The following is a 13,085-nucleotide window of genomic DNA, read 5'->3' on the forward strand; positions in this document are numbered from 1 at the left end:
AATTCTGGATTGTGCGCTATCCGATAAGACATAGGCCAGCCGCCAACGGCACGCAAGAATCTCGACTAGGCTGCCAGCCCGCCAACGGATCTCGCTGTTGTGAAGCCTCGCGGAGTTTGTGAGGCTTTCCTTTCTGTCGTTGTAGCCGCGGCTCCTCGGCTTCAGCCGCCTTCGGCGTCTCGCAACGGCAGCACCACCCGCGCGACCGCCCCCTCCCCACCCTCCGCATCCTCCAGCTCCAGGCGGGCATCGGCGCCGTACAGGTGCTCCAGGCGGGCGCGGATGTTGTTCAGGCCCACACCGCTCCCGGGCCGCCGGTGGTTCGCCGCGACGCCGGGGCCGTTGTCGCGCACTTCGACGATAAGGCGGGAGCCCTCCACGCGGGCCGTGACCGTCACCCGCTGCTCCCGGCGGCCGCCGGGGACGCCGTACTTGAGCGCGTTCTCCACCAGCGGCTGGAGGAGAAGGCCGGGAACCAGCGCCCGCCGCGTCTCGGGTGCGACCTCCATGCGGACGTCGAGCCGGTCGCCGAAGCGTGTCCGCTGGATCGCCAGGTAGCGGTCGAGGACGGAGAGCTCGCGCTCGAGCGGGACCTCCTGCGCGCCGGAGCCTTCGAGGGTGAGCCGCAGCAGGTCCTGGAGCTGGGCGATGGTCCGCGACGCGAGCCGCGGGTCCTGGTGGATCAGCTCGGAGATGGCGTTCAGGGTGTTGAAGAGGAAGTGCGGCTGCATCTGCATCCGGAGCGCGCCGAGCCGCGCGCGTGCGTACTCGGCCTCCAGGCGCGAGGCCGCCAGCCGCAGCCGGGCGGCGTCGCGCTCGCGCTCGCGCACCCGCTCGGCGTACGCCAGCGCCAGCGCGACCCCCAGCACGAACCAGTACAGCAGGAAGTGCCAGTGCAGGCTGCTGAGGAAGGCGTCCGTCCAGCGCAGCGTCGGGTCCGGCGCCAGGTACTGGTGGAAGGGGAAGACGACCGACACCGCCGCCGCCCCGAACGCCAGCGCGCCGAGGGAGTGGATCGCCGTCCACGCCGGCCAGCGCCGCCGCTCCCACGGGAAGCGCTCGGCCAGGTGGAAGACGCCCAGCGTCAGCGCGGCCCCGGTGAGCGCGCGCATCGTCACGTCCGCGGGCCCCGCCGGCGCCACCCACGGCACCAGCACGCGCGGGTCCAGCCCCCACAGGAACGCCAGCCACCCCAGCGCCACCGCCGCGGCGCGCACCAGCCGCCCGCGCGGCGCGAACGGCTCCGGCGCGGGCAGGGCCTCGAGGATCGGGAGCGGCTCGGCGTGCATGGTTCGAGGTACGGGGTACGAGGTACGTAGTACGTTGTGCCGTTGCTGTTGAAGCCTCGCGGGGTTTGCGAGGCTTTCTGTAGTCGTAGCCGCGGCTTCAGCCGCCCTTTACACCCCCGCCTCCACCGCCGCGCCTTCCTCCACCTCACGATACGGCAGGCTCACCCGCAGCACGGGAGCGCCGTCCGCGTCCGCACCCTGCTCCAGGCGAGCGTCCGCGCCATGGAGCTGCCGCAGCCGGGCGCGCACGTCGTCCAGCCCCGCGCCGTCCATGGACCGTGCGGGCGGGAGACGGCCCTCGCCGCGCACCTCCAGCAGGAGCCGCCCGCCGTCCCTCCACGCGGCGACGTCGATCCGCCGCGTCTCGTCATCCGCCGATGCGTGGTGGAGCAGGGAAGCGACGATGGGCTGGAGGAGGAAGGCGGGGACGCGGGCCTCGCACGCGTCCGGCGTGACCTCGCGCCGCACCGCGACGCGGCCGGGGAGGCGGACCTGCTGGATGGCGAGGTAGGTGTCCAGGAAGGCGAGGTCGACGTGCAGGGCGACCTCCTGCACGTCGAAGTGGCTCACCGTCATCCGCAGCAGGTCGGCGAGGCGCACCGTCAGGTGGTCCGCCAGGTCGGGGTCGCGCGCGGCCAGCTCCGAGACGGCGTCCAGCGTGCCGAAGAGGAGCTGCGGCTGCACCTGCATCCGCGCCGCGGCGAGGCGCGCCTTCGCCACCCCCGCCTCCAGGTCTGCGGCGCGGATGGCCAGGCGGGCGGCCAGGCGGTCGCGCTCCCGCGCCCGGCGGTGCCAGTGCAGCGCCAGGCCGATCCCCAGCACGTAGCAGTACCACGTCAGGTCGAAGCGGAAGCCCTTCCGGATCTCCGCGAAGTACGGCTTCGTCTCCGCGCCGAGGAGCCAGCGGTCCTCCGCGTACGTGGCGTTCCCCGCCGCGAAGGCCACCAGCAGCGCCCCCGCCGCGTGAGCCCCCAGCGCCGCCGCCCGCCGCCCGCGCCCGAACGGGAAGCGGCGCGCCAGCCAGAAGATGAAGAAGGTGAGCAGCGCCCACACGAGCGCCTCGCGGAACCACCCCGCCGCCTCGTCGACGTGGTTGAGCCGCCCCGTCATCAGCAGCGGCTCCGTGGTCCAGAACAGCGCCCACGCCGCCCACCCCGCGAACACCGCCGCCACGTACTTCAGGCGCCCGGTCCGCGGCAGCTCGGCGGTCGGATCGGAGTCGGCGATCTGCATCGGATCAGGCGAAAGAGAGAGCCGGTGGCGCCGTCGGGCGGGCGCGGACGGCGCGTCTCCACCACGATGAACGCGCGCGGCGCCACTGACAAGACACGATCCGTGGCACCCGCGAACAGTGCGATGCCACGGATTCGCTGGTTGTTGCCGTTGAAGCCTCGCGCAGTTTGCGAGGCTTCCTGCGGTTGTTGCCGCGGCTTCAGCCGCCTTTTCCCAGCCCTTCCCCCAATTCCCACCCCCCGGAACCAATCCCCCCCGATTTGACCTACCACCCGCCCCGGCACGAAGATTCCCACGACGTCGGAGCGGGACCGCCCCCGAGGCGTCCCCGACGCGGACCCGTGAATCGAAGCCGATGACCCTGCAATCCCCCTACGCGCCCGCGGAGCTGCCCCGGGCCGACTTCCTGGAGCGCATCAGCGCCGAGGTGCACCGGCGCGTGGTGGGGCAGGAGTACATGATCGAGCGGCTCCTGATCGGGCTGCTGACGGGCGGGCACGTGCTGATGGAGGGGCTCCCGGGCCTCGCCAAGACGCTGGCCGTGCGCACCCTGGCCGAGACCATCGACGCCACCTTCCAGCGCATCCAGTTCACCCCCGACCTCCTCCCCGCCGACGTGGTGGGGACGACCATCTACAACGCCCGCACGGCCGAGTTCGTCCCGCACCGGGGGCCGATCTTCGCGCACATCGTGCTGGCCGACGAGGTGAACCGCGCCCCCGCCAAGGTGCAGGCCGCGCTGCTGGAGGCCATGCAGGAGAAGCAGGTGACCATCGGCGGCGAGACGTACCCGCTGCCGCGGCCGTTCCTGGTGCTGGCCACGCAGAACCCGATCGAGCAGGTGGGCACCTACCCGCTCCCCGAGGCGCAGGTCGACCGCTTCATGCTGAAGGTGCGCGTCGGCTACCCCACGAGGGACGAGGAGAAGGAGATCCTGCGGCGGATGGCGGGCGGCGCCGAGATCCCGGTGGGCACCGTTGCGCACCCCGACGAGATCCTGACGGCGCGCGACCAGATCGGCCGGCTGTACCTGGACGACAAGATCGCCGACTACATCCTGGACCTGGTGGGCGCCACCCGCGAGCCGCGCCGCTTCAAGGCGCCGGACCTGGAGCCGCTGATCGAGTTCGGCGCCAGCCCCCGGGCGACGATCGCGCTGGCGGCGTGCGCGCGCGCCCACGCCTTCCTGCGCGGCCGCTCGTACGTGACCCCGGAAGACGTGAAGGCCATCGGCCCCGACGTGCTGCGCCACCGCGTCATCACCACCTACGAGGCCGAGGCGGAAGAGGTCACCACCGACGACATCGTGCGCCGCGTCTTCGAGGCCGTCCGCGTCCCGTGACCCGGGCGAGCGTGATGCGTACTTTCGCACTCTCGCACTCTCGCACTTTCGCACTGCGGTTCTTGGGCGTGTCCCTCCGCTGCGCTCCGGGCCGGGCTGCGCGCGCCGTAGGGCACGATACCACCGTGCCCAACGGCGCCGGGCCACCGCCGCCACGATACCCCCTGTGGCGGCGGCGTCCCGGCCCTCCGGGCGCGCATCCCTCACGCGAGTCTCGCCCGGCGAAGGTGTTCGTAGCAACTGCGAGCCTGCGAGTCCGTGCGGAGCCTGCGTCGGCGCGTGACTCCGCCTCACGCGCATGCGCCGGCGTCCGCCGGTCGAGGCAGGCCTCGCCCCTACGGGCCGATCCCGCATTCCGCACGTCACGAGCGCAGCGAGGAAGTCCCTCCCCCAGGTTGTTTTGGGGGAGGGACAGGCGCCTCAGGCGCCAGGGAGAGGGCCCCGCGGGGGGCGGCCCCCCATGCTGAGCCGCCTCTTCCGCCGCCGGCGTCCCGCGCCCGGCCCCCGGCCCGCCCACGCCTCCACCGCGCCCGCGCTGCCGGAGATCCTGCGGCAGGTGCGGCGGATCGAGCTGCGCACGCGCGGGCTGGTCAGCTCGCGCTTCAGCGGCGAGTACCACTCCGTGTTCAAGGGGCAGGGGATCGAGTTCACCGAGGTGCGCGAGTACCTCCCCGGCGACGACGTGCGCACCATCGACTGGAACGTCTCCGCGCGCACCGGCGAGACCTTCGTCAAGAAGTACGTCGAGGAGCGCGAGCTCTCCGTCCTCCTGCTGGTCGATCTCTCGGGCTCGCAGCGCTTCGGCACGCGCGGGCGCTTCAAGAGCGAGATGGTGGCCGAGGTCGCCGCCACGCTGGCCATGTCGGCCGTGCGCAACAACGACCGCGTGGGGCTCCTGGTCTTCACCGACCGGGTGGAGCTGTTCGTCCCCCCGCGCAAGGGGCGGCGCCACGTGCTGCGCATCGTCCGCGACCTGCTCACCTTCCGCCCCGAGGGCACGGGCACCGACCTGGCCGGCGCGCTGGAGTACGCCGTGCGGCTCCTGCGCTCGCGCTCCATCGTCTTCCTGGTCTCCGACTTCGTGGGCCCGCAGTCCCGCGCGGCCGAGAAGGCGCTCACCGCCGCCGCCCACCGCCACGACCTGGTCCCCGTCACCATCAGCGACCCGGCGGACCTGGAGCTCCCCGACGCGGGCCTCATCCAGGTGACCGACCCCGAGACCGGCGCCCGCGTGGTGGTCGACTCCGGCAGCGCCGCCGTCCGCGAGCGCTACGCCGCGGCCGTCCGCGAGGAGCGGGCGGCGCTGCGGCGCACCTTCCGCCGCCTGGGGCTGGACGAGATCGAGCTGACGACCGACGCCCCCACCTCGGGCGCCATCCTCTCCTTCTTCCGCCGCCGCGAGCGCCGCCTCCGCCGATGAAGCGCGCGGCCCTCCTCGCCCTCTGCCTCCTCCTCGCCCCCGCGGCCGAGGCGCAGGCGCCGCGCCCCTCCCAGGGGTCGCGGCTCTCCCAGGCGCAGCGCGTGGAGCTGAACCTGGCCGGCGCCACCGAGGTCGCGCCCGACACGGTGACGGTGGGAGAGCGCTTCCGCGTGGTCCTCTCGCTCTGGCTCCCCCCCGGCGCGTGGGTGGAGCTGGAGCCGCCGGAAGACACCACGCGGCTGCAGTTCGTCTTCCGCCCCCGCACCACCCGGCCCGACAGCACCAGCGGCCGCATCCGCGTCGACCTCGAGATGGTGGCGTGGCGGACGGGGCTGCCGGACACCGCCGTCGTGCGGGCCCGCTCGGTGATGCCGGACGGGAGCACGCGCAGCGTCCGGCTCGACCTCAGGCTCCCCGTCGTCCGCTCCGTCCTCCCGCGCGACACCACGAAGCACGTCCCCCGCGGCCCCAGGGACGTGTGGGGCCCCGGGCGCGACTGGCGCCTGGTCGCGCTCCTGGCCGCGCTCGCCGCCCTGCTGCTGGTCCTGGTCACCTGGCTGCTCGTCCGCCGCCGGCGCCGGAAGCCGCCCGCGGTGAGCGGCACGCCGAAGGAGCGCGCGATCAAGATCCTGGAGCACGCGCGGAAGTCGGGGCTGGCGGAGGCGGGGGACTGGAAGGGGTTCTACACGCTGGTCGCCCAGGCGCTGCGCGGCTACGCGGCGGCGCTGGAGCCGAGGTGGGGCGCGGACCTGACGACGTCGGAGCTGCTGGCGCGGATGCGCGAGGACGGCGTCCCCGCCGAGTCGCTCGACCCGGTCGCCCACGTCCTCCGCGTCGCCGACCTGGCCAAGTTCGCGCGCCACCGCCGCGCGCTGGACGACGCTCTCCACGACTGGACCGCCGCGCGCCAGTGGGTGGAGACGTTCACGCGCGCCGTCCGCGAGCCGGAAGCGCCCGAGCCCGCGCTGGCCGGCGCCGGGGCGGGGGCGGGGGAGGGGGTGCGATGACGCTCGCCTTCGCGCACCCGTGGGCGCTCGCGCTCCTCCTCGCCATCCCCCTCTGGCTGGCGCTGGTCCGCCGCCGCCGGCGCGACGAGGGGATCGTCTACGCGCGCGCCTCCACCCTGGCCGCGGTGCGCACGCGGCGCGCGGCCGTCTTCGGCGCGCTTCCCGAGGTGCTGCGCGCGCTGGCGTTCGCGTGCCTGATCGTCGCGCTGGCGGGGCCGCGCACGGGGGCGTCGGTCACCGAGGAGGAGTCGGAGGGGATCGACATCATGATCGCCCTCGACGTCTCCTCGTCGATGCTGGCCGAGGACTTCCGGCCGCGCAACCGGCTGGGGGCGGCCAAGGAGACCGTCGGCCGCTTCATCGAGGCCCGGCCGCACGACCGCATCGGGCTGGTGGCCTTCGCGGGCGAGGCGCTCACGCAGGTCCCCGCCACCGGCGACCACGCCTACCTCTCCGCCGCGCTCGACGGCCTGCAGATCGGCCAGCTCGGCGACGGCACGGCGATCGGGCTGGGGCTGGCCACCGCCGCCAACCGGCTGCGCGGCGCCGCCGGCGAGTCGCGCGTGGTGATCCTGATGAGCGACGGCGAGAACAACCGCGGCAGCATCGACCCGCGCGACGCCGCCCGCGCCGCCGGGGCGCTGGGGATCCGCGTCTTCACCATCGGCGTGGGGTCGCGCACGCGCGCACGCATCCCCGTGGCCCGCACGCCCGGCGGGGGCCTGCGCTACGCGCTGATGCCGGTGGACGTGGACGAGGGGCTCCTCACCGAGATCGCGCGCGCCACCGGCGGGCGCTACTACCGGGCGACCGACAACCTGGCGCTGCGGCGCATCTACGACGAGATCGACCGGCTGACCCGGACGCGGGTGCGGGTGCGGCGCTACGTGCGCTTCACCGAGCGCTACCTGCCGTTCCTGCTGGCCGGGGCGGCGCTGCTGGTGGCCGAGTGGTGCTTCCGCGCCACCCGCTGGGGGAGGGTGCCGTGAACGGGCTGCTGCACCCCGAGCTGCTGCACCTGGTGCCGCTGCTGCCCGCCGTCGTCGGCGCGGCGATGCTGCTCTGGGCTCGCCGCCGCCGCCAGGCCGCCGAGGCGCTGGGCGAGGCCGGGCTGGTGCGCCGCCTGGCCCCGACGGACCTGCTGGCCGCGCCCAACCTCCGCATCGCGCTGGTGAGCGTGGCGGCGCTGCTGCTGGGGGTGGCCGCCGTGGGCCCGCTCTGGGGGGTGGAGCGCGCCCCCCGCTCCGCCAGCGCGGCCGACGTGGTGCTGGTGCTCGACGCCTCGAACTCCATGCGCGTGGAGGACGTGCGCCCCGACCGGCTGGAGTGGGAGCGCACCGCCACGCGGGCGATGCTGGACCGGCTGCAGGGCTCGCGCGTGGGGCTGGTGGTCTTCGCCGGCCGCGGCTACCTGGTCTCGCCGCTCACCGACGACTTCGGCGCGCTGGAGCTGTACCTGGACGGCCTCTCGCCCGAGGTGCTCACGCAGGGCGGCTCCAGTCTCTCCGACGCCATCGCCAATGCCCTCTCGCTCCTGGTGCGCGGGGGCGGCGCGGGCGCGGCGGGCTCCATCGTGCTGGTCACCGACGGCGACGCGCTGGAGGAGCGCGGCCAGGTGGTCCGCGCCGCGGCGGTGGCCGCGCGCGTCGGGGTCCCCGTGCACGCGGTGGGGATCGGCACCCCGCGCGGCGGCCCGGTCCCGCACTTCGACCCGGTGAGCGGGCGGCGCGAGGGGTACAAGCGCGACCCGGAGACGGGGGAGATGGCGGTCTCGCGCCTGGGCCACGACCTGCTGCGCGAGGTGGCGCGGCGCACGGGCGGCGTCTACCGTCCGCTCCGCAGTCCCGGGGACGTGGCGTGGGTGGTCGACGCCGTGCGCACCGTCCCCGCCGGGCGCGGGACGAACCGCGCGGGGACGGCGCCGGGGAACCGCTACGAGTGGTTCCTGGGCGCCGCGCTCCTCCTGCTGGCGCTCGACTCCCTGCTGGTCGAGCGCGCGGGGCGGCGCCGGGGGCTGAACGGAGGAGGCGGGCGATGAGGACGCTGTTCGTGCTCGCCGTCGCCTTCCCGCTGCTGGGCGGCGGGATCGCGGAGGGGAACCGCGCCTACCGCTCGGGCCAGGCGCGCCGCGCGGCCGAGGTCTACGCGCGCCGCCTGGAGCGGGGAGACTCGTCGGCGATCGTGCGCTACAACCTGGGGACGGCGCTGCTGCGGCTGGGGCGCTGGGACCAGGCCCGCCCGCACCTGGAGGCCGCTGCCGACGCGCGCGGCCCGCGGGCGCTCCTGGTCCGCGCGCACTACAACGCCGGCAACACCGACCTGGAGCCCGTCTTCCGCCGCAAGGTCCCCGACGAGCAGCGCCGGCAGCGGCTGGAGCGGGCGATCGCGCGCTACAAGCAGGCGCTCCGGCTGCACCCGGCGGACCTGGACGCCAAGTGGAACCTGGAGCTCGCCCAGAAGCTGCTGGAGCGCGAGCCGAGCGGCGGCGGAGCGCAGTCGCAGGGGCAGGGCGGGGGAGGGGGCGGCGGCGAGGAGGACCAGCCGGCCCCGGCGCCGCAGCCGGCGCCAGCGCCCGCGCCGCAGCCGGGCGGCTCCGCGCCGCGCGTCAGCCGCTCCGAGGCCGAGCGCATCCTGGCCGGCGCCGCGCAGCAGGAGCAGGACGCCCAGCGCTCGGTGCTGGAGCGCAACCGCAGCGCGCGCCAGGTACCGGCACGGGACTGGTGAGGGCGGCTAGAGTTCGAAGTCGGCCCAAACCGCGCCGTGGTCCGAGGCGGCATCCTTGGGCCGCTTGACCGTGTCAAACGCCTGGACCTGTCCGTTCGTGAACTTGTCGACACCGAAAATCCCACGCCGCTCCACGCCCGCGTCCTTCAGGGCGGCGCGCAGCGGCTCCGAGACCAGCATGAAGTCGATCTGCTCGTTCTTCTTGTAGTGGTAGGTCCACCGGTCCGCCGCGTCCGAGAAGGTCAGCGCCAGGACGTCGTGCAGGTGCTTGACCCCGAGCAGAGGCTTCAGAGGCTTGCTGTCCGGCGTGTCGTTCAGGTCGCCAACGACGATCACCCGGTCCTTCCTCAGGTCGAAGTTCGTCTGGAGTATCTCGGCTACCCTCTCAGCTTGCCGCTTCCTTTTCGCGTCGGAAGTCGCCTGTGCGCCGTAGCCTTTCGATTTGAAGTGGTTCAGCAGGATCCACACGGCCCCGACCGGGGTGTCGACCTCGATCTCGAGGCAGTCGCGCGAGAAAATGGAACTGTTGCCGGACCGGTCGTCCACGTGGCTGCGCAGCGTGAGGAGCGGGAAGCGGCTCGCCAGCGCCACGTCGATCCCGCGCGGGTCGTTGCCGTCGATCAGCATCAGGTGCCTGTAATCCTTGAATGTTCCCTTCTTCGGCAGCCGGTCGATGCAGAAGTGCTTGAGGACGGGCCGGCTCTCCACCTCGACCAGGCAGCAGATGTCGGCGTTGACGGTGCGGATCACCCGCGCGGTGTTCGCTCGCGCCTCCTCGGTGAATCTCTCCTTCTTGAAGTCGATGAAGCCGCCCCAGTCGTCGACGCCGTCCGCCTTCACCTGGGTCTTGTTCCGGTCGAACAGCTTCCCGCGCACTTCGGCGATTTCGATCCATTCCTTCAACTCGTGGTAGAGCTTGAGGATTTTCTCTTTGTCGTATGTTTTGCGCTTGAGCTCCTGGCGCAGTTCCTCTACCCTCGCGAGCAGGGGGTCCGCCTGCGCGTTGTCGTCGAAGTTGAGGAGCCTCGCGCGCTCGAACAGGTTCTCGACGTTGAAGCTGGCGACGCGGAATCGGGTGGGCATGGGAAGTCTCCGGAAAGGGAATCGAAGAAGTAAAGATGAACCGCGGACTATCGTTACGGTTTTCGCGGCGCGGCGGTCAAGGATTTCGTGCATTCATGGAGGGGCGCACCCTGCAACGGGTACGCCCCCCGCCTCCCTGTACGATCCATGGCTCCCCCGGGATGACGTCTGGTGGATACCCCGCTCTGGAAAGCAAAACCGGCCCGACTTCGCGCCGGGCCGGCTCCGTGGTTCGTACTCCGTACCTCGTACCCCGTACTCTCGGCTCAGTCCACGTGATAGAGGAACCGCCCGCAGTTCTGGCACGAGCGGATCTCGGCGTTGCGCTCGGCGTCGGAGGCCTGCGCGGTGGGGACGGCCACGAAGCAGCCGTAGCAGGTGCCGCGGATCACCGGCACCACCACGCGCGCGTGCTTGCCGGCCATGCGGCGGTAGCGGCTCTGCACCGGCGGGTCGAGCGCCTCCTCCATCTCGGCGATCTTGTCGTCCAGGACCTTGAGCGCCTCGTCGACGCCCAGGCCGAACACCTGCTCCTGGACCTCGCGCTCGCCGGCCTCGGCCAGCTCGCGGCGCTGCGTCTTCAGGTCCTGGATCTCCAGCAGGGCTTCCAGTTGCGGATTCAGCATCGTTCCGGTGTGCTCCTCAGACGCCCTTCTCCTCGAGCAGCGCCAGGAACTCCCTGGGCTCGCTCATCTGCTCCAGCCGCCCCGCCACGTCGGGCTCCTTGGCGAACTGCGCGATGCGCCCCAGCACGGGCAGGTACTGGTTCGACACCTCCAGCGGAGGGGCGACGATCAGGAAGAAGTTGTGCACGGGCTGGTCGTCGATGGCCTTGAAGTCGACGCCGCCCTTCTTGCGGCCGAACGCCACGCGCAGGCGGTTGACCACCAGCGAGCGGCAGTGGGGGATGGCGATCCCCTTGCCGATGCCGGTGGAGCCGAGGTTCTCGCGGCGCTTGAGCATCTTGAACAGGATGCCCTGCGCCTTGTCGTCCACGCCCAGCAGGCCGATGAGCTCCTTCAGGATCTCGTCCTTCGACTCGCCCCTGAGGTCGAGCTGGACCGCGTCCTCGGTCAAGAACTCACGAAGATTCATATCGTCCAATCGGTTGGTTCGATTACAAAACGTCCGGGTCCGGAAAAAGGACGCGCCAATGTAACCGCCGTCCTCCGGCCTGTCAAAGCAACCACTTAGCCGGATGATCGGGAGGACGGCGGGTCGGAATCCGCGTGCTGCGAAAGTCGTCGGAGCGTCGGCGAGGAAAGGTCTCACACAGAGAAACGGAGGAACAGAGAACCGAAGTCCTCGCGCTCCTCTGTTTCTCCGTTTCTCCGTGTGACTTCGATCTGTTCGAAACCAGGAGAATGCTCGGAACCTGCCTCACGCGGCGGCCAGGTAGTCGAGGATCGCGTCGCTCACCGCGTGCCCGCTCGCCCGGTCGAAGGCGGCGAACATGGGGCCGCTGTTGATCTCCAGGAACACCAGCTCGCCGGTGTCGGGGTCGGTCTTGAAGTCGGCGGCGCCGTACTCCATCGCGAGCCGGCCCATCAGCCGCCCGAGCCCCGCGATCAGCCCCGGGTCGATGCTCTCCAGGTCGCGCGGCTCCACGCGCGTGGCGTCGTCCGCGCGGTAGTCCAGCCGGTCGCTGATCACGGTGAACGGGAGGAAGCGCCCGCCGATGCCGTAGATGCGCACCTCCGGCACCACCAGCCGCTGCTGCACGATCGCCGGCGCGGCCGAGCGGCCGTCGCGGCGCGGCGTCTTCGCCAGCAGGTCGCGGATCAGCTGCGTGTAGCCGCCGCCGGCCACCGGCTTGGCGATCATCTCCGCCGCGCCCTCCACCCGCTCCAGCGCGTCCAGGTGGTTGGTGATCAGCGTGCGGGGGATGCGGAGCCCGCAGGCGGCCGCGGCGCGGAGCATGAACGGCTTGTTCGTCTGGCCGGCGTAGCCGCGGTTCATCACCCGCACGTCGTCGTGCGCCAGCAGCCATCCCTGGAGCGCCGTGTGCCACGCCTGCGCCCGGAAGCCGACGGCCGCGCGCCGGTCGGCCATGGCGTGGAACACGTCGTAGCGCATGAAGCCGGCGGCCGGGCGCACCTCGCGGCCGTCCAGCACCAGCGTGTCCGCCTGCACGTCCCAGGTGAGCGCGGGCGTCGTCTGGGGCCCGGCCAGCACCGGCAGCACCGGGAGCGCGCGCTCGCGGGCGCGGCGCAGGAGGGAGAGGAGGTTGGGGTCGGTCTCGCCGCCGGCGACCAGCAGCGGGCGGCGGGTATCGCGAAGCGCGCGCGCGGGGGCGCGGCGCGGGGCCTGGAGTGTCGGCATGGCTGAGCATCCCTCGAGGGTGGACGGTCTCGGCTCCAGCGAAAGCCCCACCCGGCGCGTACGCCGGGTGGGGCGGTCCGTCGGTCGCGGTGGATCAGAACTGCCCGAACGGGTCGACCACGCCGGCCTCGTACTGCCTGGAATCCTCCTCGCCCAGCGACATGGTGGTGGGGTCCTCCTCGCCGATCGCCTCGGTCGTGGGGTCCTTGTCCTCCTCGCCGAGGGCCAGGGTGGTGTAGCCGCCGTCCTCTTCGCCGAGGGAGAGGGTCGTGGGGTCGGACGACGCCGAGTAGCGGTCCTCTTCGCCGATCGCCAGGGTCGTGAACGACATGAGAGTGTCTCCTTGCAGATGTATGCGGTCAGGAGAGGCGGAAGCCTCTCCGCGATGGGCCGCTTGTCCCCGGCCCCGGGAGCGCTCCGCACCTCGCGGAGGCGCCGGCCTATATGGAAAGCTTTGTTCCAATTCCCGTCCATCGAGCCGCGGCCGGGAAGATCTCCAAATTCCGGAAAGACGCCAGGCGCACCGAACTCGTGATGCACGAAGATGATGCACGGGCCCGCCCTCCAAGGCGATTTCGCACGCTTGAGACCCGGGTTGACAAACAAATGGATCAGGATAGGATGCGTCCGGAGCTGCGGCGCCCGTGCCCCATTGGGGACCTCGC

Annotated in this window: 13 protein-coding genes; 6 read left to right on the plus strand and 7 right to left on the minus strand. The window is 72.4% G+C overall.

Translation table 11 applies throughout. From position 1 onward, the window contains the following. Positions 1–161 precede the first annotated feature (161 nt). Positions 162–1,289: a sensor histidine kinase gene (locus tag VF746_05510; GenBank protein ID HEX8691853.1), complete on the minus strand. Its 1,128-nt coding sequence runs from the start codon at positions 1,287–1,289 to the stop codon at positions 162–164. Positions 1,290–1,397: 108 nt separating this feature from the next. Further along, positions 1,398–2,522 carry a histidine kinase gene (locus VF746_05515; protein HEX8691854.1) on the minus strand — a complete coding sequence of 375 codons (1,125 nt, stop codon included), beginning with the start codon at positions 2,520–2,522 and terminating at the stop codon, positions 1,398–1,400. Positions 2,523–2,877: 355 nt separating this feature from the next. On the opposite strand from VF746_05515, the gene VF746_05520 reads away from it, so the two are divergent. The 6 genes from VF746_05520 to VF746_05545 all read left to right on the plus strand — a co-directional run bounded on the left by VF746_05520 (position 2,878) and on the right by VF746_05545 (position 9,015). Continuing rightward, entirely contained in the window at positions 2,878–3,864 is a 987-nt protein-coding gene (locus tag VF746_05520) for an AAA family ATPase (GenBank protein ID HEX8691855.1), read from the plus strand. A 460-nt stretch (positions 3,865–4,324) separates the two neighbouring features. Continuing rightward, on the plus strand, positions 4,325–5,284 hold the full coding sequence (locus VF746_05525) for a DUF58 domain-containing protein (GenBank protein HEX8691856.1): 960 nt from the start codon (positions 4,325–4,327) through the stop codon (positions 5,282–5,284). Continuing rightward, positions 5,281–6,291 carry a hypothetical protein gene (locus VF746_05530; protein HEX8691857.1) on the plus strand — a complete coding sequence of 337 codons (1,011 nt, stop codon included), beginning with the start codon at positions 5,281–5,283 and terminating at the stop codon, positions 6,289–6,291. Before VF746_05525 ends, VF746_05530 begins: the two co-directional genes overlap by 4 nt. Beyond that, positions 6,288–7,280 (plus strand): VWA domain-containing protein, encoded by a 993-nt coding sequence (locus tag VF746_05535; GenBank protein ID HEX8691858.1) that lies wholly within the window; start codon positions 6,288–6,290, stop codon positions 7,278–7,280. The genes VF746_05530 and VF746_05535 overlap by 4 nt, the downstream gene beginning before the upstream one ends. Further along, positions 7,277–8,329, plus strand: a complete 1,053-nt coding sequence (locus tag VF746_05540; protein HEX8691859.1) for a VWA domain-containing protein — start codon at positions 7,277–7,279, stop codon at positions 8,327–8,329. Before VF746_05535 ends, VF746_05540 begins: the two co-directional genes overlap by 4 nt. Further along, positions 8,326–9,015 (plus strand): tetratricopeptide repeat protein, encoded by a 690-nt coding sequence (locus tag VF746_05545; GenBank protein ID HEX8691860.1) that lies wholly within the window; start codon positions 8,326–8,328, stop codon positions 9,013–9,015. Before VF746_05540 ends, VF746_05545 begins: the two co-directional genes overlap by 4 nt. Positions 9,016–9,021: 6 nt before the next feature. On the opposite strand, the gene VF746_05550 is transcribed toward VF746_05545, so the two are convergent. The 5 genes from VF746_05550 to VF746_05570 form a co-directional block, all read right to left on the minus strand. Beyond that, positions 9,022–10,098, minus strand: coding sequence for an endonuclease/exonuclease/phosphatase family protein (locus tag VF746_05550; GenBank protein ID HEX8691861.1), 1,077 nt, complete (start codon positions 10,096–10,098; stop codon positions 9,022–9,024). A 266-nt stretch (positions 10,099–10,364) separates the two neighbouring features. Further along, entirely contained in the window at positions 10,365–10,724 is a 360-nt protein-coding gene (locus tag VF746_05555) for a C4-type zinc ribbon domain-containing protein (GenBank protein HEX8691862.1), read from the minus strand. 16 nt (positions 10,725–10,740) lie between these two features. Then, a complete protein-coding gene (locus VF746_05560) occupies positions 10,741–11,175 on the minus strand; it encodes a PTS sugar transporter subunit IIA (GenBank protein HEX8691863.1) in 435 nt (144 codons plus the stop codon). A gap of 303 nt (positions 11,176–11,478) precedes the next feature. Beyond that, entirely contained in the window at positions 11,479–12,420 is a 942-nt protein-coding gene (locus tag VF746_05565; protein HEX8691864.1) for a hypothetical protein, read from the minus strand. Between the two features lie 94 nt (positions 12,421–12,514). Continuing rightward, positions 12,515–12,751: a hypothetical protein gene (locus VF746_05570; GenBank protein ID HEX8691865.1), complete on the minus strand. Its 237-nt coding sequence runs from the start codon at positions 12,749–12,751 to the stop codon at positions 12,515–12,517. Positions 12,752–13,085 lie beyond the last annotated feature (334 nt).

The organism is Longimicrobium sp. (genome assembly GCA_036389795.1).
Classification (GTDB): domain Bacteria; phylum Gemmatimonadota; class Gemmatimonadetes; order Longimicrobiales; family Longimicrobiaceae; genus Longimicrobium.

Excerpts from the sequence above, each read along its gene's own strand:
- VF746_05510 (HEX8691853.1), bottom strand. The coding sequence starts at position 1,289 with ATGCACGCCGAGCCGCTCCCGATCCTCGAGGCCCTGCCCGCGCCGGAG.
- VF746_05515 (HEX8691854.1), bottom strand. The coding sequence starts at position 2,522 with ATGCAGATCGCCGACTCCGATCCGACCGCCGAGCTGCCGCGGACCGGG.
- VF746_05520 (HEX8691855.1), top strand. The coding sequence starts at position 2,878 with ATGACCCTGCAATCCCCCTACGCGCCCGCGGAGCTGCCCCGGGCCGAC.
- VF746_05525 (HEX8691856.1), top strand. The coding sequence starts at position 4,325 with ATGCTGAGCCGCCTCTTCCGCCGCCGGCGTCCCGCGCCCGGCCCCCGG.
- VF746_05530 (HEX8691857.1), top strand. The coding sequence starts at position 5,281 with ATGAAGCGCGCGGCCCTCCTCGCCCTCTGCCTCCTCCTCGCCCCCGCG.
- VF746_05535 (HEX8691858.1), top strand. The coding sequence starts at position 6,288 with ATGACGCTCGCCTTCGCGCACCCGTGGGCGCTCGCGCTCCTCCTCGCC.
- VF746_05545 (HEX8691860.1), top strand. The coding sequence starts at position 8,326 with ATGAGGACGCTGTTCGTGCTCGCCGTCGCCTTCCCGCTGCTGGGCGGC.
- VF746_05550 (HEX8691861.1), bottom strand. The coding sequence starts at position 10,098 with ATGCCCACCCGATTCCGCGTCGCCAGCTTCAACGTCGAGAACCTGTTC.
- VF746_05555 (HEX8691862.1), bottom strand. The coding sequence starts at position 10,724 with ATGCTGAATCCGCAACTGGAAGCCCTGCTGGAGATCCAGGACCTGAAG.
- VF746_05565 (HEX8691864.1), bottom strand. The coding sequence starts at position 12,420 with ATGCCGACACTCCAGGCCCCGCGCCGCGCCCCCGCGCGCGCGCTTCGC.
- VF746_05570 (HEX8691865.1), bottom strand. The coding sequence starts at position 12,751 with ATGTCGTTCACGACCCTGGCGATCGGCGAAGAGGACCGCTACTCGGCG.